Origin of the sequence: Aureimonas altamirensis (assembly GCF_001463885.1) — a bacterium.
GTDB lineage: Bacteria > Pseudomonadota > Alphaproteobacteria > Rhizobiales > Rhizobiaceae > Aureimonas > Aureimonas altamirensis.
In genome coordinates this window covers 17,656-42,807 of record NZ_BBWQ01000014.1, presented here as the reverse complement: position 1 = coordinate 42,807, position 25,152 = coordinate 17,656, and the positions used below count along the sequence as shown (strand labels likewise).

The 25,152-nt window shown below is 65.2% G+C and carries 27 protein-coding genes; 8 read left to right on the top strand and 19 right to left on the bottom strand.

Features of this window, described 5'->3' with window-relative positions; genetic code table 11:
• The 5 genes from AUL31_RS11365 to AUL31_RS11345 all read right to left on the bottom strand — a co-directional run.
• Positions 1 to 900, bottom strand: a 900-nt coding sequence (locus tag AUL31_RS11365) for a PEP/pyruvate-binding domain-containing protein (RefSeq protein WP_280137905.1), incomplete at its 3' end; no start/stop codon positions are given.
• A 30-nt stretch (positions 901 to 930) separates the two neighbouring features.
• Positions 931 to 1,608, bottom strand: a complete 678-nt coding sequence (locus tag AUL31_RS11360) for a DsbA family protein (RefSeq protein ID WP_060606262.1) — start codon at positions 1,606 to 1,608, stop codon at positions 931 to 933.
• A 99-nt stretch (positions 1,609 to 1,707) separates the two neighbouring features.
• Positions 1,708 to 2,223, bottom strand: coding sequence for a DUF721 domain-containing protein (locus AUL31_RS11355; RefSeq protein ID WP_060606239.1), 516 nt, complete (start codon positions 2,221 to 2,223; stop codon positions 1,708 to 1,710).
• A 1-nt stretch (position 2,224) separates the two neighbouring features.
• On the bottom strand, positions 2,225 to 3,454 hold the full coding sequence (locus AUL31_RS11350; protein ID WP_244489388.1) for an O-antigen ligase family protein: 1,230 nt from the start codon (positions 3,452 to 3,454) through the stop codon (positions 2,225 to 2,227).
• A gap of 2 nt (positions 3,455 to 3,456) precedes the next feature.
• Positions 3,457 to 4,203 carry a glycosyltransferase family 25 protein gene (locus AUL31_RS11345; RefSeq protein ID WP_159439810.1) on the bottom strand — a complete coding sequence of 249 codons (747 nt, stop codon included), beginning with the start codon at positions 4,201 to 4,203 and terminating at the stop codon, positions 3,457 to 3,459.
• Between the two features lie 150 nt (positions 4,204 to 4,353).
• Here AUL31_RS11345 and AUL31_RS11340 point away from each other — a divergent pair, with 150 nt between their 5' ends.
• Complete coding sequence (locus tag AUL31_RS11340; RefSeq protein WP_244489387.1) at positions 4,354 to 5,442, top strand: A/G-specific adenine glycosylase; 1,089 nt, start codon at positions 4,354 to 4,356, stop codon at positions 5,440 to 5,442.
• Positions 5,443 to 5,461: 19 nt separating this feature from the next.
• On the opposite strand, the gene AUL31_RS11335 is transcribed toward AUL31_RS11340, so the two are convergent.
• The gene (locus AUL31_RS11335) at positions 5,462 to 5,761 is read right to left on the bottom strand and encodes a hypothetical protein (protein WP_060606231.1); all 300 of its coding nucleotides are present in this window, start codon (positions 5,759 to 5,761) and stop codon (positions 5,462 to 5,464) included.
• Between the two features lie 94 nt (positions 5,762 to 5,855).
• Positions 5,856 to 6,983 (bottom strand): site-specific DNA-methyltransferase, encoded by a 1,128-nt coding sequence (locus AUL31_RS11330; RefSeq protein WP_060606228.1) that lies wholly within the window; start codon positions 6,981 to 6,983, stop codon positions 5,856 to 5,858.
• Between the two features lie 147 nt (positions 6,984 to 7,130).
• Between AUL31_RS11330 and AUL31_RS11325 the strand changes: the two genes are divergently transcribed.
• On the top strand, positions 7,131 to 7,811 hold the full coding sequence (locus AUL31_RS11325; RefSeq protein ID WP_060606225.1) for an HAD family hydrolase: 681 nt from the start codon (positions 7,131 to 7,133) through the stop codon (positions 7,809 to 7,811).
• An 18-nt stretch (positions 7,812 to 7,829) separates the two neighbouring features.
• Here AUL31_RS11325 and AUL31_RS11320 read toward each other — a convergent pair whose 3' ends face one another.
• Positions 7,830 to 8,318 carry a hypothetical protein gene (locus AUL31_RS11320; RefSeq protein WP_060606222.1) on the bottom strand — a complete coding sequence of 163 codons (489 nt, stop codon included), beginning with the start codon at positions 8,316 to 8,318 and terminating at the stop codon, positions 7,830 to 7,832.
• Positions 8,319 to 8,518: 200 nt separating this feature from the next.
• Between AUL31_RS11320 and thrC the strand changes: the two genes are divergently transcribed.
• From thrC to AUL31_RS11300, 4 genes are all read left to right on the top strand, one after another.
• Positions 8,519 to 9,928, top strand: a complete 1,410-nt coding sequence (thrC, locus tag AUL31_RS11315) for a threonine synthase (RefSeq protein WP_060606256.1) — start codon at positions 8,519 to 8,521, stop codon at positions 9,926 to 9,928.
• Positions 9,925 to 11,238 carry a M16 family metallopeptidase gene (locus tag AUL31_RS11310; RefSeq protein WP_060606219.1) on the top strand — a complete coding sequence of 438 codons (1,314 nt, stop codon included), beginning with the start codon at positions 9,925 to 9,927 and terminating at the stop codon, positions 11,236 to 11,238. Before thrC ends, AUL31_RS11310 begins: the two co-directional genes overlap by 4 nt.
• 61 nt (positions 11,239 to 11,299) lie before the next feature.
• Positions 11,300 to 11,917, top strand: a complete 618-nt coding sequence (locus tag AUL31_RS11305) for a GNAT family N-acetyltransferase (protein WP_060606216.1) — start codon at positions 11,300 to 11,302, stop codon at positions 11,915 to 11,917.
• 157 nt (positions 11,918 to 12,074) lie between these two features.
• Positions 12,075 to 14,918, top strand: a complete 2,844-nt coding sequence (locus AUL31_RS11300) for a putative bifunctional diguanylate cyclase/phosphodiesterase (RefSeq protein ID WP_409359963.1) — start codon at positions 12,075 to 12,077, stop codon at positions 14,916 to 14,918.
• A gap of 30 nt (positions 14,919 to 14,948) precedes the next feature.
• On the opposite strand, the gene AUL31_RS11295 is transcribed toward AUL31_RS11300, so the two are convergent.
• Positions 14,949 to 15,557: a YqgE/AlgH family protein gene (locus AUL31_RS11295; protein ID WP_060606251.1), complete on the bottom strand. Its 609-nt coding sequence runs from the start codon at positions 15,555 to 15,557 to the stop codon at positions 14,949 to 14,951.
• A gap of 24 nt (positions 15,558 to 15,581) precedes the next feature.
• Between AUL31_RS11295 and AUL31_RS11290 the strand changes: the two genes are divergently transcribed.
• Positions 15,582 to 16,400 (top strand): protein-disulfide reductase DsbD domain-containing protein, encoded by an 819-nt coding sequence (locus AUL31_RS11290; RefSeq protein ID WP_060606210.1) that lies wholly within the window; start codon positions 15,582 to 15,584, stop codon positions 16,398 to 16,400.
• An 81-nt stretch (positions 16,401 to 16,481) separates the two neighbouring features.
• Positions 16,482 to 16,967, top strand: coding sequence for a peroxiredoxin (locus tag AUL31_RS11285; protein WP_060606207.1), 486 nt, complete (start codon positions 16,482 to 16,484; stop codon positions 16,965 to 16,967).
• A gap of 3 nt (positions 16,968 to 16,970) precedes the next feature.
• Here AUL31_RS11285 and rnhA read toward each other — a convergent pair whose 3' ends face one another.
• The 10 genes from rnhA to ctaD form a co-directional block, all read right to left on the bottom strand.
• Positions 16,971 to 17,435, bottom strand: a complete 465-nt coding sequence (rnhA, locus tag AUL31_RS11280) for a ribonuclease HI (RefSeq protein ID WP_060606204.1) — start codon at positions 17,433 to 17,435, stop codon at positions 16,971 to 16,973.
• Entirely contained in the window at positions 17,432 to 18,412 is a 981-nt protein-coding gene (locus AUL31_RS11275; protein WP_060606201.1) for a homoserine kinase, read from the bottom strand. The genes rnhA and AUL31_RS11275 overlap by 4 nt, the downstream gene beginning before the upstream one ends.
• Positions 18,413 to 19,438, bottom strand: coding sequence for a 4-hydroxy-3-methylbut-2-enyl diphosphate reductase (ispH, locus tag AUL31_RS11270; RefSeq protein ID WP_244489386.1), 1,026 nt, complete (start codon positions 19,436 to 19,438; stop codon positions 18,413 to 18,415). It lies immediately after the preceding gene.
• 68 nt (positions 19,439 to 19,506) lie between these two features.
• On the bottom strand, positions 19,507 to 20,307 hold the full coding sequence (locus tag AUL31_RS11265) for an SURF1 family protein (protein ID WP_073469328.1): 801 nt from the start codon (positions 20,305 to 20,307) through the stop codon (positions 19,507 to 19,509).
• Positions 20,297 to 20,686 (bottom strand): DUF983 domain-containing protein, encoded by a 390-nt coding sequence (locus AUL31_RS11260; RefSeq protein WP_060606199.1) that lies wholly within the window; start codon positions 20,684 to 20,686, stop codon positions 20,297 to 20,299. The genes AUL31_RS11265 and AUL31_RS11260 overlap by 11 nt, the downstream gene beginning before the upstream one ends.
• Positions 20,687 to 20,754: 68 nt before the next feature.
• On the bottom strand, positions 20,755 to 21,633 hold the full coding sequence (locus AUL31_RS11255) for a cytochrome c oxidase subunit 3 (RefSeq protein ID WP_060606195.1): 879 nt from the start codon (positions 21,631 to 21,633) through the stop codon (positions 20,755 to 20,757).
• A 109-nt stretch (positions 21,634 to 21,742) separates the two neighbouring features.
• A complete protein-coding gene (locus AUL31_RS11250) occupies positions 21,743 to 22,351 on the bottom strand; it encodes a cytochrome c oxidase assembly protein (protein ID WP_060606193.1) in 609 nt (202 codons plus the stop codon).
• Positions 22,348 to 22,488 (bottom strand): protoheme IX farnesyltransferase, encoded by a 141-nt coding sequence (locus tag AUL31_RS11245; RefSeq protein WP_232414726.1) that lies wholly within the window; start codon positions 22,486 to 22,488, stop codon positions 22,348 to 22,350. The genes AUL31_RS11250 and AUL31_RS11245 overlap by 4 nt, the downstream gene beginning before the upstream one ends.
• Positions 22,489 to 22,490: 2 nt before the next feature.
• On the bottom strand, positions 22,491 to 23,438 hold the full coding sequence (locus AUL31_RS11240; protein ID WP_060606184.1) for a heme o synthase: 948 nt from the start codon (positions 23,436 to 23,438) through the stop codon (positions 22,491 to 22,493).
• A gap of 98 nt (positions 23,439 to 23,536) precedes the next feature.
• Positions 23,537 to 25,138 carry a cytochrome c oxidase subunit I gene (gene ctaD, locus AUL31_RS11235; protein ID WP_060606181.1) on the bottom strand — a complete coding sequence of 534 codons (1,602 nt, stop codon included), beginning with the start codon at positions 25,136 to 25,138 and terminating at the stop codon, positions 23,537 to 23,539.
• Positions 25,139 to 25,152 lie beyond the last annotated feature (14 nt).

The window sequence follows — 25,152 nt, the reverse complement described above, 5'->3', positions numbered from 1 at the left end:
CTCCGTACCAAGTTGCACGATGTCGGCGCCCTTGCCGCCGATCTCGCCCGCGTCCTCGCGCCCGCCGATCCGGAACTCGCCTGTCAGCCGGCTCTTGCCGGTGGTCATGTCCCGCGAGAGAGCATGGCCGGTGCCGGACTTTTCGCCACGCTCGTTGAAAATCATGGCGTGCACCGTCACGGCGATGCCGGCATTTTCGGAGATGCCGTGGGCGGCGCGGAAGGTGCGCGCAACCGGGCTGCGCCAACTCTGGAAACTGGCTTCCACGACCCGCAGCAATTGCTCGAACGGCGTCTGAGGAAGCGCCTGCCCCAGTTCGGCATCGAGGAAGGCATGATAGCGTGCGATCAGCGTCCGCCATTCGGCCGGGCTGGAAGGCTCGGCGCCGCCGCCCCATCCTGCCCGCTCCCGCTCGGCATCGAAAATCTCCTCGAACTCTCCGGCGTCCGCACCGAAGACGAGCCCGGAAAAACTTTCGATGAACCGCCGGTACGCGCGGAAAGCGAAGGGCAGGTCTTCGAGTTCCAGTGCCAGCGTTTCGACCGTACGGTCGTTCAACCCGATATCGAGGACGGTATCGGCAAGACCGGGCATAACCGAACGCGCGCTCGGCCGTACCGCCATCAGCAGAGGGCGCATTTCACCGTCGAAGGTGCGGCCGGTGATGCCCTCGAGCCATTCGACGGCGCCAAGGATTTCGGCGCGCAGGGCAGCCGGCAGCTCGCCATGGGCGGATGCCGTCTCGCGCCACGCGACCGAGGAAATCGTGAAACCGGGAGGAACCGGCAGATCCAGCAACGCCAGCAGCGCAAGGTTGGCGCCCTTGTGCCCAAGCGATTCGGCAGGATCTGCCGTACGGTCGGCAGCGCCACGATTGAAGGTGAAGCATTTCCTGACCATGGCGCGCGGCTGCCGGCTCCTTTTAGCCTCCTAGCGGCTCTGTTCGATGACGGCGCCCATCTCTTCCGCGGTCATCGCGCCGGCATAACGGTTGCCGTTGATGAAAAAGGTCGGCGTGGCGTTGACCCCGAACTCGCTCTGTCCGCGTTGCTGCACGGCCATGACCTTCTTCTGAAGGTCGGCATCCTGCAGACAGGCGGTGAACTGCTCCTGCGACATGCCGGCCTGGCGCGCGATGGCCAGAAGCTCAACCGATGCGTTCTCGGCACCGGCCCATTGCCGCTGCTGGTCGAAGAGCACGTCGATCATCGCCGTGCGCCGCTCTTCCGGCACGCAGCGCGCCAGCATGAAGCCGGCCAGGGCCCGCGGATCGAACGGAAATTCCCGCACGATCAGTTTGGCGACGCCCGTGTCGAGATACTCGGTCTTGATTGTCGGATAGGCGTTGGCGTGGAAGTCGGCGCAATGGCTGCAAGTCAGCGAGGCGTATTCGACGATGGTGACGGGCGCATCGGGATTGCCGATCACGATGTCCGGCAGCTCACCCGGCCGCATCAGGGCTTCCGCATCCACCGTGCCCTGGGGCTGCGGTGCCGCCGTTTCCTGCGCGATCGCAGCGCCGCTATAGGCAGGCGCGCCCGCCATCAGCACCGCGCCGGCCAGAAGCATGGCCGAAAGCCTCTGCCTGGACTTGTTCGAAAACGACATGATCTCTTCCTTTGACGTCGTCACCCTTCGCATTCCAGCTATCCGATAAACTGCGCCACGAATAGGGCGTTGCGGCGCATTCGGGGTAACAGACCGGGGTCAGGGGTCCTGACGGCCGTTGTTGCGGCCCATCACGCATGCGCCGTAACGCGCCAGCGCCTTGCGAAGACGGTCGCTTTCGATCCGCGATACCGCCTCCTCGATCCGTTTTTGCTGGAGGCTGTCCGGCGCACGCCAGGCGGGCTTCCTGTCGGGAGCCGACACCGTAACCGCGCGCTGGACGATCCGCAGCGATCCGACCGCATGGTATCCGAAGTAGGCGTTCAGCCGCTGCACGAGCTCGCCGCTTTCGTGCTGGAGGCGCAGCACGAATGCCCCTTCGCATGCGACGATGAGGGTGGCCGGCCGGAAGGGTTCGTCTTCGTAACGCTGCGGCGGCCATTGCAGGCGCTCCGGCCGCGTCGCGCCGGCCAGCCGGGGACCGACGATCTCCGGCCATGCCGATAGCAGCCCGAGGCTCATGCCGGCCTTGCGCGCCAGGACAGGCTCGACCAGCGCGGCGGTCAGTTCGCCGACCTGCCTGGCCCATGTCCGGGGTGGCGGCCCGGCCGCCATGTCACGCCTGCCCGATCTTGGGCCGCAGATGGGCGCCGAGCTGCTTGCGGCGAAGATCGGTCAGGGTGACGCTCATAAAGCCGAAGATCACGGTAACCATCCATTCGTTCAGAAGCACGCCGTGGAAGGAACCATAACTGAAGACGAGCACCACGAAAACGACCGATGTCTCGCGCAGCATCGTACTGCTGGAGCGCACGAACACCGTTGCGATGAACACGACGAAAACGCCGAGAAGCAGGATCGTACCGATAAGCCCGCTGTTCAGCGCCTCGTCCACGACAAGGTTGTGCAGGTGCGTATACTGGCCGACCTGCGCCTCGTTTACCCCGGATCGGGCCGCGACCGTTTCCATCTTGTCGACATGGCCGATGCCGATCAGCGGGTTCTCGCGCCATATCTCGTAGGCCGAAGACCACATGGCCATGCGCACATCGACAGAGCCCGACGCAACGCCGGTCTGCTCGTAGCGGTCGATCTCCACCAGTGCCTGGTCCGCTCGTTGCATGACGATATCGGACATCGGCAGCAGTGCCGCCACGGCAACGCAGGCCCCCACGGCCAGCGCCACCATCGAGCGCTTGTCGCCGACGCCCACCACGCGCCGCCACACATGGACAAGGTCGATGATACCGAAGATCGGGTAGATGCCCCAGGTTGCTCTGGTCTGCGACAGCAGCGCCGGCACGAAGGAGAGATACAGCCACCAGCGACCATTGGGCAAAATGCGGGGCGGACGCTCCATCGGCAGGCGCGCGACAAGGCCGAATGCCGCGGCGATGAAGCCGAGTATCGCCTCGTTGCGGCCAAGGCCGACACGAACGCCGGTTGCCCAGAACTCGGCCGGAGTGGCGATGAGCAGCGCGACCACGCCGATACGGGCGCCGAGGATCATGGCATCCAGCGGGCGCTTGACGAAAAACAGGCCGAGCGGCAGGAACACGCAGGCCAGCTCGATGGCGGCGTAGGACAGCAGCCTGTTGCCGTCTACCCCCTCCCCGCGCAGCAGGCTAAGCCCGATAGACCAGACGACATAGGCCCCCAGCACGATGGTGAATGCCGGTGGCGCGAGGCGCCAACTGGACGGCCGGATGATGGCATGGACGACGCCCACCACCGCAATGAGGGCAAACAGGCCCTTGCCAACGGAAACAAGGACACCGATGAGCGCCATGGCGGCAGTCAGCAGCAACGGGTCGGTACGACGCCGCAGCAGCAGGAACCTCTGCACGCTCAACGTCCACCCCCGAATGCCGTGCGGATGCGCGACACGAAATCACCCGCCCGGAACCGCAGCGTCGGAAGCCTCTGCCATGGCTTCAGCCGAAAGGCCGAATAGCTTTGCCCTTCCATCGTGGTCCCCTCGTTGGTCAGTGGGTTGAGGCCCACGGCATTCGGCTCGACGTGCCGGACGCGGATATCTATCGCCCAGCCGCGCTCCATGGCCACGTCATAGGGCAGCGTCATGGGGCGCAGGCCCTGCAGCATGCGGGCGGCAGCCTTGCGGTTGAGCATGTAGGCCGCCGACCCGCCGGTGGGGCCGAACATGGCGCGTCCCATGCGGATGCCGCCGGACAGGGTACGATCCACTTTCAGGCGCGGCATGCGATAATTGACGAGCTTGACGAGATCCCAGTCGTCGACCGACGCGATATCCTCCACCACCCGGCGGAACGCGGCATCGGGCGCGGCATCATCCTCGAAAATGACTGCGATATCCGCATCGCTGGCCAGGAAGGCCTCGAAGGCGCGCAAATGGCTGGCGTAGCAGCCATATTCCCCCGGTTGCGGACGCTTGCCATGGTTGCGCAGGAAGCCAGGCACGTCCAGCAGGCGGAGCCGCTCCTCTTCGGAGGCGGCGCGGCCATCCACTGCCGGCACGCGGACCAGTTCGATGCCGGCGGAGGCGGCATCCGCCATGACCGCCGAGAGCCTGTCCTGCGACCGGTCGAGATTGATGACGTAGTGAATGATCCGCACGAAACCGGGCAACTTTGGCTGATGAGTCAGCTGTTCGGATGAACGCTTGCGTGTGCCCTGTCAAGCGGACGCCCCTTCGCAGCCATCGTACCGGGTGATTGCGGGGCCGGTTGTTTTGCCCTAGGCCCTGCATGAACGAGAGGCGGCCGGATGCAGCGACACGACATGGCGGGCGCAATCACCACCCGCCTTCTGGATTGGTATGACGTGCATGCGCGGCGGCTGCCGTGGCGGATCGGCCCCGGCGACAGGCGCGCCGGGATACGTCCCGATCCGTATCGCGTCTGGCTGTCCGAGATCATGCTGCAGCAGACCACGGTTGCCGCCGTCAAATCCTATTATGCCGACTTCCTGTCGCGCTGGCCCACCGTCGATGCGTTGGCCGCGGCCCGCGACGAAGAGGTCATGGCAGCATGGGCCGGCCTTGGCTACTATGCGCGGGCCAGAAACCTGCTTGCCTGTGCGCGGGCCGTCTCGGCGCATGGTGGGGCGTTTCCGGGCAGCGCCGCCGGCCTGCGGGATCTGCCGGGCATCGGCGACTATACCGCCGCCGCCATCGCCGCCATCGCCTACGACGAGCAGGTAGCCGTCGTCGATGGCAATGTGGAGCGGGTCGTCAGCCGGCTCGAACTCATCCAGACGCCGCTGCCGGCGGCCAAGCCGGCAATCCGGCTGGCGATGCAGGCATTGACGCCGCCGGACCGGCCAGGCGACTTTGCGCAGGCCATGATGGATCTGGGCGCCACGATCTGCACCCCGCGCCGGCCCGCCTGCACCATCTGCCCTGTGGTCGAGCCCTGCGCCGCCCGCGCAAGCGGAATCCAGGAGACCCTGCCCGTCAAGGCACCGAAGGCGGAAAAGCCCTTGCGGGTGGGCGCCGCCTTCGTGGCGGAACACCCCCGCCTCGGCGCCATCCTTTTGCGAAGGCGCGCTTCGACAGGTCTTCTTGCCGGCATGGAAGAGCCGCCGATGACGGGTTGGACGGCGCGGGTCGACGGCGTCACCGATATCACGGCCGCGCCGTTTGCCGCCGAGTGGACCCTGGCCGGAACGGTCGAACATACCTTCACCCATTTCCGGCTGAGACTTTCCGTCTGGCATGCGGAAACAGGCGCCGCAGCGCCCGACGGGATGTGGTGGCAGCCCTTCGATGGCCTCGGGGATCGGGCCCTTCCGACACTCATGCGCAAATGCATTGCGCGTGCACTCGACCCGGAACGCCCGGTCGCGAAACGATGAAGCCGGCTAGCCGTGGCCTTCAGGCGCCGCTACGCCGGGTGGTGCGGATCCAGTCGGTCACGTAGTCGGCCTCCGGCGTATCGCCTTTCGCCACGGCGCGAAACGCATCCAGATCCGCCGGAAGGCGGCAGGTTTCGCCTTCGCGGCTGCCGTGAAGCTTGAGGATGATTCCGTCCCTGCGGCTGACGTCGACGACCGTGCCGAGGAAATGCTCCACCCGGCACTCCGCCGCCTCGTCATGCGTGATCCCGACCAGAACGGTTGCGCCCCTCAGCCTTTCGGCCCGCGCTTCGTCCCATTGGCAAGCGATGCTGTCCATGTTGCGTCCTCCCACGCCATCGAGCTGGCTCGACGGTGCGGAGTTCTGCCACGGCAGAACCGGGACGCAAGAAACCGAGGATGGTTGCTGTGCCTTAGATGGTGCCCATGCGGGCGCGCACTTCCTTGCGCAGCTCGTCGATCGCCCGCAACTTGCCGCCTTCCCTGACATGCCAGAAAGTCCAGCCATTGCAGGCCTCGACGCCCTGCACCTGGGCGCCCACACGATGGATGGACGCGGCATGGGTGCCGGTGGCGATGGTGCCATCGGCGCGCACCAGCGCGCTGTAGCGCCCGCGCGCGTCGGTCAGCTCCGTTCCGGGCGTCAGAAGCCCGGCCTCAATCAGCGTCGTAAAGGGAATGCGCGGCTCGGCACGCTTGCCGGCGGTGATGCGGATGGACAGGCTGTCCAGCGGCTCCACCGCGTCGATGCGGGCGCGCGCGGCCTCGATGTAATCGTCCTCGCGCTCGATGCCCACGAAGTGGCGGCCGAGGCGCTTGGCGACGGCGCCGGTGGTGCCGGTGCCGAAGAACGGGTCCAGGATCGTGTCTCCCGGCCGGGTCGACGACAGGATCACGCGCGCCAGCAGCGCCTCGGGCTTCTGCGTCGGATGCACCTTGCGGCCGTCCTCTCCCTTCAGGCGCTCCGAACCGGAGCAGATCGGGAAATGCCAGTCCGAGCGCATCTGAAGATCGTCATTGGCGGCCTTCATCGCTTCGTAATTGAAGGTGTAGCCCTTGGCCTCCCGGTCGCGGGATGCCCAGATCATCGTCTCGTGCGCGTTCTGGAAGCGGCGTCCGCGAAAGTTCGGCATCGGGTTGGCCTTGCGCCATACGATGTCGTTGAGCATCCAGAACCCCAGATCCTGCATGATCGCGCCGACCCGGAAGATGTTGTGGTACGAGCCGATCACCCAGATCGTGCCGTTCGGCTTCAGCACGCGGCGCGCCGCCAGCAGCCATGCGCGTGTAAATGAATCGTAGGCCGAGAAGCTCTCGAACTGGTCCCACGCATCGTCGACCGCGTCCACCTTGGACTGGTCGGGCCGGGTCAGGTCTCCGCCCAGTTGCAGATTGTAGGGCGGATCGGCGAAGATGGCGTCGACCGATTTCTCGGGCAGCGCCTCGAGGCGGGAGATGCAGTCGCCCTTGATGATGGTGTCGCGCCATTCCAGATTGGTGGAAACAGGTTGCACTTTCGACGCAGGACGCGCATTCGACATCGGGACACCCACGGGTTCAACGCAAAACAAAACCGGGGTCATGGTTATCGAACGGGGTAAACAATCCATGAAGCGCCCGCTCGAATATTTATGAATGCGTCCCCGACGCGTTCGGCCGCATGCACATTGACAGGAGTTTTCAACGGGATGGCACTTTCGCTCATCATCTTCGACTGCGACGGCGTCCTCGTCGATTCAGAGATCGTCGCCGCACAGATCGAATCCGAGAAGCTGGCCGAGCTTGGCCTCGAGTTTTCACCGGAGGAGATTTCCGAGCGATTTGCCGGCCTGACGCTGACGCGGATCGCCGAGATCCTGACGGAAGAGACCGGGGTGCACTTCCCGGAGCGCTTCGTGGCGGATGTCGAACGGGAAAGCGATGTCCGGCTGGCAAAGGTTGCCACGATACCGGGCGTCCACGACATGCTGGACAAGCTCGACCTGCCCCGCTGCATCTGCTCCAATTCGATGATGAACCGGCTGCAGCTCATGCTGAAGCCGGCCGGCCTGTGGGACCGCTTCCGCCCCTATGTCTTCCCCTCGCGCGAGGTTGGAACCAAGCGGGGCAAGCCTGCACCGGACGTCTTCCTGTATGCCTGCAAGGAGTTCGACGTTGCCCCGCACGAGGCCATCGTCCTGGAAGATTCGGTCCATGGGGTGGCGGCTGCGGTGGCCGCAGGATGCCGCGTCGTCGGCTTCACCGGCGGCAAGCATACCCATCCCGGCCATGCGGACTCCCTTACCGAGGCAGGGGCAGAGACGGTCATCAGCCGCCTGTCCGATTTTCCCGCCACGGTCGAGGCCTTCGCCGAGTGGGAGCGCGTCTGAGCGCTCCCGCAGGTACGACTACTGATTCAGGCCGGCCTGCACTACCAGCCGGCCGCCTTCGGGCACGACGATGCCGCGGTCGACATAGGTGAATTGCGTCGGGCCGCCCGGGACAACGTTGGCGGCGACACTGCCGCTCTTGGAATAGAGCTCGCCGCCGGCGTTGCTGACCACGACCCGCAGCGGCACCGTGATCTGGCCGGCACGGGCCGCAGCCCCCGGCACGATGCGCCCGGCAACCCCGACATCCATATAGACCTGCCCGCCCTCGATGCGGCAGGAGCGCGTCACATCCGATACCGACACGACATATTCGTAGGCGGGCGCCGTGCCCTTTCGCAGGACGGCCCGCGCTTCCGGCACCTCGATGCGCGGACAGTCGCGCGGATCGGCCGCAGCCATCGGCGCGCTCTCCGGCCCACGGCCCGGCCCCTGCATGGTGCAGCCGGCCAGCACGGCCGCAAGGCCGACAGCCGCCAGCGCGATTTTTCCGGTAAATGCCGACATGCCGTTTCTCCACGCTTTAGCCGCGCCGCGTCGCGATTCGCTTCCGCGCCGTCATCGACAGCATCGATTCCACGTCACCGGCCCGCAATTCAAGTGAGCAGGGTTGGAACAGGCCCTCTCATTCGTGTTAGAGGAGTTCTCTTCGCGCGAATGCGTGCGGCGTCGGCCCGCCGGCGCCGGGATGCAGGATGGGAGTTATCGTGAGATACGTCAGTTCGCGGGGACAGGCCCCTCGCCTCGGTTTCGCAGATGTCCTCCTGGCCGGATTGGCCAGTGATGGCGGCTTGTATGTGCCGGAAACATGGCCAACCATTTCCGCCGCCACTGTCGAGGGCTTCGCCGGGAAGCCCTATGCCGACGTCGCATTCGCCGTGCTCAAACCTTTCGTCGGCGGCGAGATTTCCGATGCGGATCTGCGCCGCATGGTCGACGAGGCCTATGCCACGTTCCGCCATCCGGCGGTTGCGCCGCTCGTCCAGACCGACGCCGACACCTACGTGCTGGAGCTGTTCCACGGGCCGACGCTTGCGTTCAAAGACGTGGCGATGCAGCTCCTGGCACGCCTGATGGACCATGTCCTGACCGAGCGCGGCCAGCGCGCCACCATCGTCGGCGCCACCTCCGGCGATACCGGCGGGGCCGCCATCGCGGCCTTCGCACAGTCGGCCCGCACCGATATCTTCATCCTGTTTCCCAAGGGGCGCGTTTCGCCCGTGCAGCAGCGGCAGATGACGGGGCATGGCGCGGCCAATGTGCATGCCCTGGCCGTGGAGGGCACATTCGACGATTGTCAGGCCCTGGTGAAGTCGATGTTCAACGATGCCGCCTTCCGCCGCGATACGGCCTTGTCGGGCGTCAACTCCATCAACTGGGCGCGCATCATGGCCCAGATCGTCTACTATTTCACCGCGGCGGCAAGCCTTGGCGCACCGGCCCGCAAGATTTCCTTCACCGTGCCGACGGGCAATTTCGGCGATATCTTCGCCGGCTATGCCGCCAAGCGCATGGGCCTGCCCATCGACCGGCTGGTCATCGCCACCAACGCCAACGACATATTGGCGCGCACGCTGGCCGACGGCGTCTACGAGACGCTGGGTGTCCACCCGACGACGTCACCGTCGATGGACATCCAGGTGTCCTCCAACTTCGAGCGATTGCTGTTCGAGGCCAGCGGACGTGACGCGGCCCTCGTCACCCGGCTGATGCAGAGCCTGTCGCAATCCGGGCGCTTCACCCTGCCGGACGGCGTTCTTGCGGCGATCCGCGCCGAATTCGATGCCGGCCGCGCCGACGAAGCCGCCACGGCGGAAACGATCCGCACCGTCAACGACACGCGCGCCTATCTTCTGGATCCGCACACGGCGGTTGCCGTCTACGTCGCCGGTGCCACCCCGCATGACGGCGTCATGGTCGTTCTGGGCACCGCGCACCCCGCCAAGTTTCCCGATGCCGTGGAAGCCGCCAGCGGGATTCGCCCCGTCTTGCCGCCGACCCACGCAGACCTGATGGAAAGGCCCGAAGTGTTCACGGTTCTGGGTAATGACGCAGCCGCCATCAAGTCCTTCATCGCCGGGCACAGCCGCGCCGCCACCACCGGGGTCGCTGCATGAGCCGCCCCACCGTGGAGATCACCCGCCTGTCCAACGGGCTGACCATCGCGACAGACCACATGCCCAAGCTGGAAAGCGCGGCGCTGGGCATCTGGGTGAAGGCCGGCGCGCGCGACGAACGCGAAAACGAGCACGGCATCGCCCATCTGCTCGAGCACATGGCCTTCAAGGGCACATCGCAGCGCAGCGCACGGCAGATCGCGGAAGAGATCGAAGACGTCGGCGGCGAACTCAATGCCTCCACCAGCGTCGAGACGACCGCCTATTACGCCCGCGTCATGCGCGAGGACGTGCCCCTGGCGGTGGACATCCTGTGCGACATCCTGCTCGATTCCCGCTTCGACGAAGACGAGCTCATGCGTGAGAAGCACGTGATCCTCCAGGAGCTGGGCGCCGCAGAGGACACGCCGGACGACATCGTCTTCGACCATTTCCAGTCCGCCGCCTTTGCCGGGCAGATCGTGGGCCGCCCCATTCTCGGCACGCGCGCCAGCGTCACCGGTTTCTCCCGGAGCGACCTTCGCGCCTATCTGCGTCGCAACTACACGCCCGACCGCATCGTCGTCTCGGCCGCTGGTGCCGTCTCGCACAAGGATATGGTCGACCGCATTTCCGCTGCCTTCGGCGGGCTATCCGCGGGCACGCCGGACACCGGGGCCGGCGCGCCGGCAACCTATACGGGCGGCGATTTCCGCGAAGCGCGCGATCTTGCCGATGCGCAGATCGTTCTGGGCTTCGAGGGCCGCCCCTATTACGCCCGCGATTTCTATGCCTCGCAGGTGCTGTCGATCATCCTCGGGGGCGGCATGTCCTCGCGGCTGTTCCAGGAAATCCGCGAAAGCCGCGGCCTGTGCTATGCCGTCTCAGCCTTCCATTGGAGCTTTTCCGACAGCGGCATCTTCGGCGTCCACGCCGCGACCGGCGAAGAGGAACTGGCCGAGCTGGCGCCCGTCATCATCGACGAGCTGATGCGCGCCGCTTCCGGCATCACCGAAAAGGAAGTGAACCGGGCGCGCGCGCAAATGCGCTCCAGCCTTCTCATGAGCCAGGAGAGCCCGGCCTCGCGAGCGGCCCAGATTGCCCGGCAGCTCATGTTCAAGGGTTCGCCGATCGACAATACCGAGCTTCTCGACAGGCTGGCGGCCATCTCCGCCGAGCGCCTGGCCGATCTGGCCGGCCGCACCTTCCTCGGATCGCGGCCCACACTGGCGGCGATCGGGCCGGTCGGGCACCTGCCCTCGATCGAGGCGTTGAGCGAGCGGCTCGGCACCCCGGGGGGCGAAGTGCCCCGCCTGGTCTCGGCGCGTTGAGCGCGCGTCGTCACCGGACCTAAGCTGGGCATCGAGCGCAAGGAGCTGAAGCGGGTCGGTTATGGCGTTTCTCGACTGGCTTTCCCGTGTCACGGCCCCCCGGCTGGAGGGCGACGGCCTTGTGCTGCGCCTTCCCGAAATCCGCGACTATCCGGCCTGGGCACAGCTAAGAGAAGAAAGCCAAGGCTTTCTGGCGCCCTGGGAGCCGGCGTGGAGCGACGACGAACTGAGCCGGAATGCCTACCGGGAGCGGCTGTCTCGGTATCGGTGCGAGGCGCGCGAGCGCACAGCCTATAATTTCTTCGTCTTCGGAGATGGCGGCGCCACGCTTTACGGTGGACTTTCCCTTGGCCTGATCCGACGGGGCGTTGCCCAGTCGGGCACGCTCGGATACTGGATGGGAGAGCGCTACGCCGGGTGCGGCCATATGTCCGCCGCCGTGCGTCTGGTGAGCATTTATGCATTCGACGTCGAGGGCCTGCATCGGCTGGAAGCCGCGTGCCTGCCATCGAACGAAAGATCGAGCCGACTGCTCGAAAGGGCAGGTTTTCGGCAAGAGGGCTATTTGAGAAAATACCTGAAGATTGCTGGCGAATGGGAAGACCATAATCTTTACTCCCTGCTTGCCGAAGATTGGTCGCGTTCGCGGCGCATGGGTCGCAATGCCGACCGCCTTTGAGTCCTGTCTGCCGCTCGGCCGTGCGGCAGCACGCCGCCGTACAGGGATTGGAGATACCGCAATTGAGCCCTCGAGAGCCTTCGTTGTGATCGCCGGTCTTTTCGTCCGCCACGTCGCGCTGCGGCTGTTCGCTACCGTGCTTGCCCTGCTGGCCGTCATGGGCGTCGCCCAGGCGCTGGAGCCGGTCAGCATCGGCCGCGATACCGTTGCGGTAGACCTGATGCCGGCGGTGGAGCTGCATCGCGGCAGCGGCAACAATTTCCAGGTTTCCACCGTACCGGGCGTCGACGGCATCGTCCGCCGTATCGAGGTGGAATCCTCGTCGGCCAACCCGTCCGGCAACTGGGCCGTCTTCTCGCTTGCCAACAATGCCGACACGCAGATCGACCGGCTGGTGGTTGCGCCGCATTTCAAGCTGGCCGGCTCGGGCGTCGTATGGCCCGATCTCGGCTCTCGGCGCATTGCCGCAATCACCCCGTCGGAAGGCTTCGCGCTCGATCGGCAGGAAAGCTCCGAAGCGGACCTGTTCCTGGTGACGCTGGACCCCGGATCGGTCATCACCTTCGTTGCCGAACTCTCGTCGGACAGGCTGCCCGAAATCCGCCTGTGGGAGCCGAATGCCTACAAGGATACCGTCAACGCATTTACCCTCTATCGCGGCATCGTCCTCGGCATTGCGGGTCTGCTGGCGGTCTTCCTGACCATCCTGTTCGTGGTGAAGGGCTCTGCGGTCTTCCCGGCCACGGCGGCGCTGGCCTGGGCCGTTCTGGCCTATATCTGCATCGACTTCGACTTCTGGCAGAAGCTGGTGCCCATCCAGCCGGGGCAGGAGCGATTATGGCGCGCCGGTACGGAGGTGGCGATCGCCTTCACGCTGGTCGTCTTCCTCTATGCCTATCTGAACCTCAACCGATGGCACCGCGCGCTTTCGGCCTTTACGGTGATTTGGCTTTGCGGCCTCGGCGGCCTCGGCGTGCTCGCCGCCTTCGAGCCGGCCATCGCATCGGGCGTCGCCCGCATGTCCATGGTGGCCATCGCCGCCATCGGTGCGGTTCTGATCCTTGCGCTGGCGATCAAGGGCTACGACAGGGCCGTGATGCTGATTCCGACCTGGGCGCTCGTCTGCGGCTGGCTGGTCGCCGCCGCCATGACCGTGCAGGGGCGCATCGACAACGATATCGTGCAATCGGCCCTCGGCGGCGGACTGGTTCTGATCGTGCTGCTGTTCGGGTTCACCGTCATGCAGCACGCCTTTGCGGGCGGAACCGTCTCGGCAAGCCCCATATCGGACATGGAGCGCCGCTCGCTGGCGCTGTCGGGCACCGGCGACGCCATCTGGGATTGGGACGTCACGCGCGACCGCATCTATGTGGGCGCCGAGGCCGAAGAGGCGGCGGGCCTTCCCATCCGCACCATGAACGGGCCCGCGCGCGACTGGCTGCCCATTCTCCACCCCGACGACAGGGACAGGTTCAAGGCCACGCTGGACGCCATTATCGAGCATCGGCGCGGGCGCATCTCGCAGGATTTCCGCGTGCGTGGCGATGACGGCCATTACCACTGGATGAACCTGCATTCCCGCCCGGTCCTGGGCAGCGACGGCGAGGTGGTGCGCTGCGTCGGCACGCTGAAAGACGTCACCGGCCGCCGCAAATCCGAAGAGCGTCTGCTGCATGACGCGCTGCACGACCAGTTGACCGGGCTACCCAACCGCGAATTGCTGCTGGACCGGCTCGACGCCCTGGCCGCGCTGATCGGCGGCCAGATCGACATGCGGCCCACCGTCTTCGTCATCGACCTGGACGATTTCGGCCGCATCAACGAAGCCTATGGCGTCGTGACGGGCGACACCGTGCTGCTGACGGTCGCGCGGCGGTTGCGGCGTGTTTTGAAACCGCAGGATTCGCTCGCCCGGCTCGACGCCGACCGTTTCGCCATCATCCTCAACTCGCGGACCGATATCGCCGAGGTGGCTGCCTTTGCCGAGTTCCTGCGCGGCGTCATCCGCGCGCCGATCGGCTTTACCGATACGGAAATCGGGCTGACAGGCTCGATCGGACTGACGGGCTGGACCGAAGGGGCCGGCGCAGAAGAGCTGTTGAAGGAGGCCGAACTGGCCATGTACGAGGCCAAGCGCCTCGGCGGCGACCGAATCGAGCCATTCAGGCCATCCTTCAAGACGGTCGGCTCGGGCCGTTTCGAGCTGGAGGCCGATCTGCGCCGTGCCTTTGCCCGGCACGAGCTGCATGTCTACTTCCAGCCCGTTATCCGGGTAAAGGACGGCACCACCGCCGGCTTCGAAGCGCTGTTGCGCTGGGAGCATCCCAAGCGCGGTCTCGTGCCCCTCGCTGAGCTGGTCCCGGTTGCAGAGGCGAGCGGCCAGTTGGACGCGCTGTGCCAGCTTGTCCTGGACGAGGCGGCGCGCCGCCTGAGCGACTGGCAGCGCATCGCCGGCTATTCCAACCTGTTCGTCTGCGTCGACATTCTCAGCGGCCATCTGCTGCGGCAGGATCTCGTCAACGACGTCAACCTGGTGTTGAAGCGCTACAAGATCGCCCCGGAGACATTGCGCCTCGAAATGACGGAGGCCAGCGTGATGGCCAATCCGGAGCGGACGGCGCGCGTTCTGGAGCGCCTGCGCAAGATGGATGTCGGGCTGACGCTGGATGAGTTCGGCTCGGGCCGCTCGTCCCTGTCCGACCTCATGCGCTTCCAGTTCGACGCGGTGAAGATCGATCGCAGTTTCCTGCGCGGCGATCGGCGCGAAGAGCGCCTGATGATCTACCACTCCATCATCGCCATGGCGCACGATCTTGGCCTGACGGTAATTGCCGAAGGCGTCGAGAATACCGCCGACGCAGAGAAGATCCGCCAGTTCAAATGCGACTTCATCCAAAGCCGCATGCATTCTCCGGCCGTCTCGGCCGAAGAGGCGCGCCGCCGCCTGCAGGACCGGAACGGTCAGAAGAAGGTGATATCGAAGATTCGGCGCACCGCCTGACGGCAAGCGCCCGGACGGCGCTACCGCCGTTCAGGCGTGGCCGGCTTCGCTGGCCAGGAAGGTCGGGTCGATGCCCATGATGCCCAGCGCCTTCACATATCGGCTTTCAGGCCGGGTGCCGAAGACGATCTCGAAATCGGCCGGGCATGTGAGCCAGCCATTGGAGGCGATCTCGCTTTCGAGCTGGCCGGCCGACCAGCCCGCATAGCCCAGCACCATCATGGCCGACCGTGGGCCGATGCCGCTGGAGATGGCCTTCAATATATCCATCGTCGGCGTCAGGCAGATGCCGCCATCCACCGGCACGGTGGACTCGGAATCGTAGTCGTTGGAATGCAGCACGAAACCCCGGCCGCTCTCGACCGGGCCGCCAACCCCCACCAGGATGTCGCGCCCCTGCTCGGGCAGGCGGATCTCGTCCGGGCTGGATACGATATCCAGTTGCGCCATCAGGGCCGGGAAACTCATGGGCTGGGGCTTGTTGATGACGAAGCCCATGGCGCCATTGGCCGAATGTGCACACACATAGACGACGCTCTTTGCGAAGCGCTCATCCTGCATGCCGGGCATGGCAATCAGAAAGAACCCTTCCAATGAAGTGGTCTCGGATGTCGGGCCTGGGGCTTGCTTGCTTTCCATGCCGATGAAGATAATGAAGATGGCATGAAATTTCACCTGCCCACCGTGCTGCTTTTTACGCTGATCGCGATTTCGCATCCCTCGGTTGCGGCGGATGAAGGAAGCACCACCCAAGCGGACGGTGCAACGCTTCGTCTGCTGGCCATCGGCCCCGACAAGGACGGCATGGTTCGCGGTGCGCTGGCGGTGGATCTGAAGCCCGGCTGGAAAACCTACTGGATCGCGCCGGGCCAGGCCGGCCTTGCCCCTGTTCTCGATTTTTCGGCCAGCGACGGGCTCGACGGTGCGCCTGCCCTGCGGTTTCCGGTGCCGCATGTCACCGATGACGGGTTCTCCTCCTCGAACGTCTATTCCGAGCCCATGGCCATCGCCTTCACCGCGCAGGCCAGCAGCGGCGCCCCGAGGCTGGATCTTAAGCTGACGATCGGCCTGTGCGACGACATCTGCGTACCCGTCCAGGCGCGGCTGCGGCGCGATCTGGCAGAAAAGGCCACGCTCGGAGAGACGGCAGAGGTCCACGCGGCCGAGGCAGCATTGCCCGAGATCGCCACCGACCATCTGGAGTCGCGGATCGAGGGCAAGTCGCTTGTCGTCACCCTGCCGCCCGAAATCCCCTCGGGGCCGGTCGCCCTGTTTGCCGCCGGCCCTCCCGGCTGGGAGTTCGGGCAGGCAGAGGCGCCGTCCCCCACGGATGGGGCTGCCACCGTGGTGGCGCCGGTGCTGCGGGCTCCGAAGGATGCCAAAGACGGGATCGCGGTGGATCTGCTGCTTGCCGCCGGAGAGTATGCGCGGTTTCGCCCTGCCAACCCCGTTGCCATCGCACCGGATGCTGCGCTGCGCTAAGCGTATCGACATCGCGGCAAAGATGGATAAGTTCCCTAGCCTACCCCGCCGGCACCGTCCGGCCCAACAGGAATGCACATCATGACGATCAAGGTCGGCGATCATCTTCCGCAGGCGACGTTTCGCGTAAAGACCGAGGACGGGCCGAAGCCCGTTACGGTGGACGACGTCTTCAAGGGCAAAAAGGTCGTGCTGTTCGGCGTGCCGGGCGCGTTCACGCCGACATGCTCGATGAACCACCTGCCCGGCTATCTCGAACTGAATGACGAGATCAGGGCCAAGGGCGTCGATACGATCGCCGTCGTGGCGGTCAACGATCCCTTCGTGATGGGCGCATGGCAGCGCGCCACGGACGCCGGCGACCGCATCCTCTTTCTGGCGGACGGCAGCGCCGAATTCGCCAGGGCCGCCGGGCTGGATGTCGATCTTTCGGGCGCGGGCCTCGGCACACGCTCCAAGCGCTATTCGATGATCGTCGAGGACGGCGTCGTGAAGGCGCTGCACATCGAGGAAGCGCCCGGCCAGGCCGAAGCCTCCGCCGCCGGCGCCATTCTTGCCGAACTGTAGGCTTTAGACTGTCTGTGCGGGAACGGCGCGGCCCTTGAAGGGGGCCATGCCTTCCCGCGCAAGCTCGTCGGCGCGCTCGTTCAGCTCATGGCCGGCATGGCCCTTTACCCAATGGAAGCTTACGTCATGGCGCAGACGCTGGGCATCCAGCTCCTGCCATAGCTCGGCATTCTTGACCGGCTTCTTGTCGGCGGTTTTCCAGCCGTTGCGCTTCCACCCGTGTATCCATTTCGAGATTCCATCGCGCAGATACTGCGAGTCGGAATGCAGGTCGACGACCGAGGGACGGGTCAGCGCTTCCAGCGCCTTGATTGCGGCCATCAGCTCCATGCGATTGTTGGTCGTCGGCGTTTCGCCGCCTTTCAACTCCTTGCGCGCATCGCCGTAAAGCAGGATCGCGCCCCAGCCGCCGGGGCCCGGGTTACCGGAGCAGGCTCCATCGGTATAGATCTCGACCCGCTTGGTCATGACAGCATCGCATCCCTCATCAGGCCCAGTTCGGCCGGGCGCTTGACCTGCCGGTAGAACCTGTTCTTGCGCAGATATTCCTTCGGGTCCTTCTTGGTCACGAAGGACGTGTCGGGAATGTGTATCCAGTCGTAAAGGCGCGTCAGCAGAAAGCGCATGGCCGCCCCGCGCGTCAGCACGGGCAGCGCGGCGATCTCGGCGTCACCCAGCCGGCGCACGCCGTCATAGCCTTCCAGCAGAGCCTGCCCCTTGGTGACGTTGTAGGCGCCATCGGCCTCGAAGCACCACGCACCGAGGCATATGGCGATGTCGTAGGCCAACAGGTCGTTGCAGGCGAAATAGAAATCGATCAGCCCGGAAAGCTGCCCGTCCAGAAAGAAGACATTGTCGTTGAACAGGTCGGCGTGGATGACGCCGGATGGCAGGTCGCGCGGCCAGTTGGCTTCCAGGAATGCCAGCTCGGCTTCGATCTCGGCGGACAGGCCGGCCTGGACGGCCTCGACGCGCGCGCCGCACCCCGCAAAAAGCGGCCGCCATGCATCGACGGACAAAGCGTTGCGGCGCGCAAGCGAAAACCCGTCGCCCGCCTGGTGCATTCCCGCCAGGGCAGCTCCCACCTGCCGCGCATGGCTGACGGTCGGCCGGCGTGTCCACATGCCTTCCAGAAAGGTGAACAGGGCCGCCGGGCGGCCGGCCAGTTCTCCCAGTGCCTCGCCTTCGCGCGGCAGGACCGGCAATGGGCAGGACAGGCCCTTGGCGGCCAGATGCTCCATCAGGCCGATGAAGAACGGCAGGTCGTTGCGGTCGACCCGCTTTTCGTAGAGCGTCAGGATGAAGGTGCCGCCCTCGGCGCGCAGCAGGAAATTGGAGTTCTCGACGCCTTCGGCGATCCCCTTGTAGGACAGGAGACGGCCAAGGTCGTAGCGCTGCAGGAAGACGGCAAGCTCCGTTTCCGCGACTTCGGTATAGACGGCCATTCAGGCTGCTCGCCCGTCGCCCCGCCGGGGCACGCCATTGACGAATGCCATGTCCTCGGCCGTCAGCGGCACATCGCGAATGCTGCGCATGACGGGGAAGTTCTCGTCCTCGATCGCCGTCTGGACGAGCTCCAGCCGGACCTCGAATTGCGCGCGCAAGGCGTCGAGTATGCCGTCGGTCAGGACTTCCGGCGCAGAGGCGCCGGCCGACATTCCGAGCACCATGCCCCCTTGCAACTCATCCATCGGAACGTCCTGCATGCCCTGCACCAGCAGCCCGCGCGCAGAGCCCGCGCGTTCCGCCACCTCCACCAGCCGCCGCGAATTGGACGAGTTCGGCGCGCCGACGATGAGGAACAGGTCGGTATCTGGCGCCGCTGCCTTGACCGCATCCTGCCGGTTGGTGGTGGCATAGCAGATGGATTCCGAAGACGGCGCCTGCATGGACGGGAACTTGCGCTCCAGCGCCGCGACGATACCGGCCGTATCGTCCACCGACAGGGTGGTCTGCGTGACGTAACCGAGAGCCTCGGGGTCTGCCGGCTGGAAAGCCTCGACATCCTCTTCCGTCTCGATGAGCTGGACTGCACCCTCGGGCAACTGGCCCATCGTGCCGACCACCTCGGGGTGGCCGCGATGGCCGATCAGCAGCACCTGCCGGCCCAGCCGCACATGCCGCATCGCCTGCTTGTGAACCTTGGATACCAGCGGGCATGTGGCATCCAGATACAGCATCTCGCGGCGCTCGGCTTCCGCCGGAATGGATTTCGGCACACCATGGGCCGAGAAGACGACAGGTTGCCCGTCGTCGGGAATGGCGTCCAGTTCCTTGACGAAGACGGCCCCCATGCCGCGCAGCCCTTCGACCACGTATTTGTTGTGCACGATCTCGTGCCGCACATAGACCGGTGCGCCGTACTTCTTCAGCGCCAGCACCACGATCTGGATGGCACGGTCCACGCCCGCGCAGAAGCCGCGCGGCTCGCACAGGCGGATGGTCAGGGCAGGCTTCAGGGCCGGTTCCACTCTCGATATGTCCTCGCACTCACGCGGAAGGTCGTACCCCAGGGTACAAAGGAAAGCCACCGCCCCTGTCAAGGCGATGGATGATCTCGCGAACGCTTTGCACGAAACTGGGCCACCACCATGACCGTCAGCAGCACGGCGAGGCCCAGCCCGATGCCGTACCATGTCAGTGCATATTCCAGGTGGTTGTTGGGCATGGTCACAACGGTTTGTCCACCGATCGGGTAGCCGCCGGGTGCGGTGCCCTCGCCCGCATCGATGGTGAAGGGCAGCATGCGCGTGCCGTCCGGAAGGGCCAGCCCCTCGGTCATGGCCGGCACGTCCCGCCAGAAGAAAATATGTTGCGCGACATCGTTGTCGGGCATGAAAGCGCCGACAGGGTTGTCGACCACCCGGTTCCTGGCCAGCCCTTCCACCGTGACCGGCCCGGCAATCTGCCCCTCGGGCCGCGCGGACGGCTCCTTCAGCGCATAGGGAACGAAGCCCCGGTTGACGAAGACGGCCAGATCCTGCCCCGCCACGATCAGCGGCGTATAGACGTTCCAGCCGGCTTCCCCCTCGCGCGTTGCCAGGAAGTATCGCTCGCCCGTGTGATCGAAGGTGCCGGATACCCGAACGGGTCGATAATCGATATCGCCGGATGTTTCCTCGGCTGCGACGATGACGCCCAGATCTTCCGCCGGGCCGTGGATACGCCGCTCGATCGTGTCGATCAGAGCTTCCTTCCAGAACAGGCGCTCGACCTGCCAGCTACCCAGTCCGATCAGGATCGCAAGCGCCAGGAGGCCCAGCACCAACGCCGACCAGAAGCGCCGGGGCGACAGCCCGGCAGGCTCCTGCGGCGTTTCGGCGGCCGGCTCATACGTCATCGGTGCGATCGATCCTGCCTTCGGCAGCCTTGTGGCGATACTGCATGCCGACCATCAGGCTTTTGGCCACGCGCAGCAGCGGCAGCGTGATGATGGCGATCAGCGGAATCCACAACAGGAAGTGCACCCAGAAGGGCGGCGCGTAGGCGACCTCGACATAAAGGGCGAGGCCGGTGACGAGAAGGCCGATGATGAGCATTACGAAGAAGGCCGGGCCGTCGGCCTGATCGAGCGGGGTGAAATCGAGCCCGCAATCCTCGCACTTTTTATCCAGCCGCAGCACCCCGGCGTAAAGGCGGCCCGTTCCGCAGCGTGGACATCTGCCCGCCAGCGCGGCCTTGACCGGATCCACCGGCCCCTCTTTCCCTGTATGTGCCATGCGATCGCTTTCCGGAATCGAAAAAGGGGTGGCCGCGAGGCCACCCCTTGAAGGCAGGTCTCGAAACCTCAGCCGCCGTAGATCGGCGCACCCCAGCTTCCCCACACATAGATGGCGAAGAAGAGGAAAAGCCAGACCACGTCGACGAAATGCCAGTACCAGGCCGCCGCTTCGAAGCCGAAGTGCTTGTGCGGCGTGAAGTGGCCACGGATCGCGCGCAGCAGGCAGACGGCCAGGAAGATGATGCCGACGATGACATGGAAGCCATGGAAGCCGGTGGCCATGAAGAAGGTGGCGCCGTAGATCGACCCGGCAAACTCGAACGGCGCATGCGCATATTCGATGTACTGCACGAACGAGAAGATGACGCCCAGGGCCACGGTCAGCGCAAGGCCGGTGATCAGGCCCTTGCGGTCATCCTCGAGCATCGCATGGTGCGCCCAGGTGGCTGTGGTACCCGACAGAAGCAGCGTGACCGTGTTGAACAGCGGCAGGTGCAGCGGATCGAGCACCTCGATGCCGGCCGGGGGCCACTGGCCGCCCAGAACCTGCGTGCGCGCAACCTGATGGACTTCGCCGGGGAACAGGCTGGCGTCGAAGAACGCCCAGAACCAGGCCACGAAGAACATGACCTCCGAAGCGATGAACATGATGACGCCGTAGCGCAGATGCAGCGACACGACGGGCGTGTGGAACCCTTCCTGGCCTTCGCGGATGCAGTCCGACCACCATGCGTACATGGTGTAGAGCACGATCACGAGGCCGATGAAGAAGATCCACGGCGTCGCCAGGTCCACTCCGCCGAAGGCGAAGGGCAGCCCGTTCAGCGACCGGAACCATGCGACGGCTCCGAACAGCAGGAAGAACGCGCCCACCGAAGCCACGAAGGGCCACGGGCTGGGTTCGATGACATGATAATCGTGATGCTTCTGGTGCGTATCTGCCATTTCGCGTCCCGCTTTCCCGGTATTGCCGTAGGCGCCGCCCCCCACACGGAATCGGCCCCCCCAAACTACATATCATTGCGCCATGCCGACAGAGCCGGCACGGACGAAATTACAACTGGTCCTGCGACGCCCCCTGCCGCGCCGCGGCAACCGGAGCCTCCCCTTTCGAGACGGGGAAGAACGTGTAGGACAGCGTGATCGTCGGAGCGTCCTTCAACTCTTCCTTTTCCAGCATCGCCGGATCGACGAAGAAGACGACGGGCATGTCGACGACCTCGCCGGGCTGGAGGGTCTGCTCGTTGAAGCAGAAGCAGTACAGCTTGTTGAAGTAGACGCCGGCCGAAAGCGGCGTCACGTTGAACGTCGCCACCGCCGTTACCGGATAATCCGCATCGTTCCGGACGTGGTACGAGGTCTGCCGGACCTCTCCCAGCTTGACCGTCACCTGCCGCTCGTTCGGCTGGAACTGCCACGGCACGCCGGGCGAGGCATTGGAATCGAAGCGCACATTGATGGAGCGGTCGGATACGGCCGCCGGGCCGGCCTCGGCGCGCTGCGTCGTGCCGCCATAGCCCGTGACCTGGCAGAACAGCTCGTACAACGGCACCGACGCATAGGCTGCGCCGAGCATGCCCATCGAGAAGGCGAAGCACCCGATCGCAATGCGCTTGCCGCGCCGCCGCGCGACTGCCAACCGGTCTGCCGTCGGATCGCTCATAGCTGGCTCCCCATCTTGATGAGAGCGACGACGTAGAAGATCACCACCAGCACAGCCAGAAACGCGCCGATGGCGATAGAGCGCCTGCGCTGGGCCCGGCGCTCCTGATCCGTCAGCTTGATGTGCTCTTCCGCCATGCTCATAGCCCTCCCGAGCCCGGCAGGAACGACTGGTACACGCCCTCGGCCAGAAGCAGAGCGAACAGGGCGAAGAGATAGACGATCGAAAAGCCGAACAGCTTCTTGGCGGGCAGCATCGCGGTATCATCGTCGCTCATGCGCAAGACCGCATAAGCGTGCCGCAGGAAGTTGGCGCCCAGAAGCACCGATACCAGGCCGTAGACCGGGCCGGAGAAGCCCAGCAGCCAGGGCGCGACGCCGCAGGGCGCAAGCACGAGGCTGTACAGGAAGATCTGCCGGCGTGTGGACGCGCGACCCGCCACATTGGGCAGCATCGGGATTCCGGCAGCGCCGTATTCCTTGACCTTGAACAGCGCCAGCGCCCAGAAATGCGGGGGCGTCCAAAGGAATATGATGAGGAAGAGCACGAAGCTCTCCAGCGAAACGCCGCCCGTTACCACCGCCCAGCCCACCATGGGCGGAAACGCGCCGGCGGCACCGCCGATGACGATGTTCTGCGCCGTCCGGCGCTTGAGCCACATCGTGTAGATGACGGCGTAGAAAAAGATGGTGAAGGCCAGGAAGGCCGCAGCGAACCAGTTGGCGACGAGGCCGAGCGTCAGCACGGACAGAATGGACAAGGACAGGCCGAAGGCCAGCGCCCCTTCCGGCTGGATGCGGCCGCGCGGCACCGGCCGCTTGGCGGTGCGGGCCATCAGCCGGTCGATATCGGCATCGTACCACATGTTGAGCGCGCCCGACGCGCCGGCGCCGACTGCGATGGCCAGAAGCGACACGAGACCCAGGAAAGGATGGATCGAGCCGGGGGCAAGCACGAAGCCGGTAACAGCCGTCAACATGACGAGCGACATCACGCTCGGCTTGAGAAGGCTGACGAAATCGCCGGGTTCGGCAAGGCTTATTCCGGGCCGTGCCGCCGTGTCCGGGCTGAGTTCGGTTGCGGTCAAGTGATCACCCTTGTTCTGCCGTCATGGCCCGCTCATGCGTGAACGGGCCATGGTTTTGTCGAGGATGGCGGAAGCGTCCCGCCGGAGCCGCGCCCGCCTCAGCGGATGCGGGGAAGCTCTTCCCACTGGTGGAACGGCGGCGGCGAAGACAGCTGCCATTCGAGGGTGGTTGCGCCCTGGCCCCATGGATTGTCGCCGGCCAGCCGCTTGGCGCGGAACGCCTCGTACACACCATAGAGGAAGATCAGCACCGAGACGCCCGAGATATAGGAACCGATCGAGGAAACGAAGTTCCAGCCGGCGAAGGCATCCGGGTAATCGGCGTAGCGACGCGGCATGCCGGCGGCACCCAGGAAGTGCTGCGGGAAGAACACCAGGTTGACGCCGATGAACATGACCCAGAAATGCAGCTTGCCGACGAACTCGTTGTACATGTAGCCGCTCATCTTCGGGAACCAGTAGTACCAGCCCGCGAAGATGCCGAACACCGCGCCCAGCGACAGCACGTAGTGGAAGTGCGCGACGACGTAGTAGGTATCGTGCAGCACACGGTCCATGCCGGCATTGGCCAGCTTGACGCCGGTGACGCCGCCCACGGTGAACAGGAAGATGAAGCCGATGGCCCAGTACATGGGCGTACGGAACGTCATCGAGCCGCCCCACATCGTGGCGATCCACGAGAAGATCTTGATGCCCGTCGGCACCGCGATGACCATCGTGGCGAAGACGAAGTAGCGCTGCGTGTTGAGCGAGATGCCGGTGGTGTACATGTGGTGCGCCCACACCACGAAGCCGACGACGCCGATGGCGACCATGGCGTAGGCCATGCCGAGATAGCCGAAGACCGGCTTGCGCGAGAAGGTCGAGATGATGTGGCTGATGATGCCGAAAGCCGGCAGGATCATGATGTACACTTCGGGGTGACCGAAGAACCAGAACAGGTGCTGGTACAGGATCGGGTCGCCGCCGCCTTCCGGCGTGAAGAAGGTCGTGCCGAAGTTGCGGTCGGTGAGCACCATGGTGATGGCACCGGCCAGCACCGGCAGCGACAGCAGCAGCAGGAAGGCCGTGACGAGCTGCGACCAGGCGAAGAGCGGCATCTTGTGCAGCGTCATGCCGGGAGCGCGCATGTTGAGGATTGTGGTGATCATGTTGATGGCGCCGAGGATCGACGATGCACCGGACAGGTGCAACGCGAAGATGGCGAGATCGACCGCCGGCCCCGGATGGCCCGTCGTGGACAGAGGCGGGTACAGCGTCCAGCCGGTTCCCGCGCCGAGCGAGCCGGGCGCGCCCTCGACGAAAAGCGACAGCAGCAGAAGCAGGAAGGACGGCACCAGAAGCCAGAAGGCGATGTTGTTGACCCGCGGGAAGGCAGTATCCGGCGCCCCGATCATGATGGGCACGAAATAATTGCCGAAACCGCCGATCAGCGCCGGCATCACGACGAAGAACACCATGATCAGCCCGTGGGCCGTGGTGAACACGTTGAACACCGCCGGATCGCCGAAGATCTGCAGGCCGGGCTGCTGCAGCTCGGCGCGGATGGCGATGGACAGGCTACCGCCGATCAGCCCCGCCATGATCGAGAAGATCAGGTAGAGAAGGCCGATGTCCTTGTGGTTGGTCGAATTGACCCAGCGCACCCAACCTGTCGGTATCTTGTGCTCGTGGGCTTCGTGGGAGGAGGCGTCAGCCATGTCGGTCTCCGTTG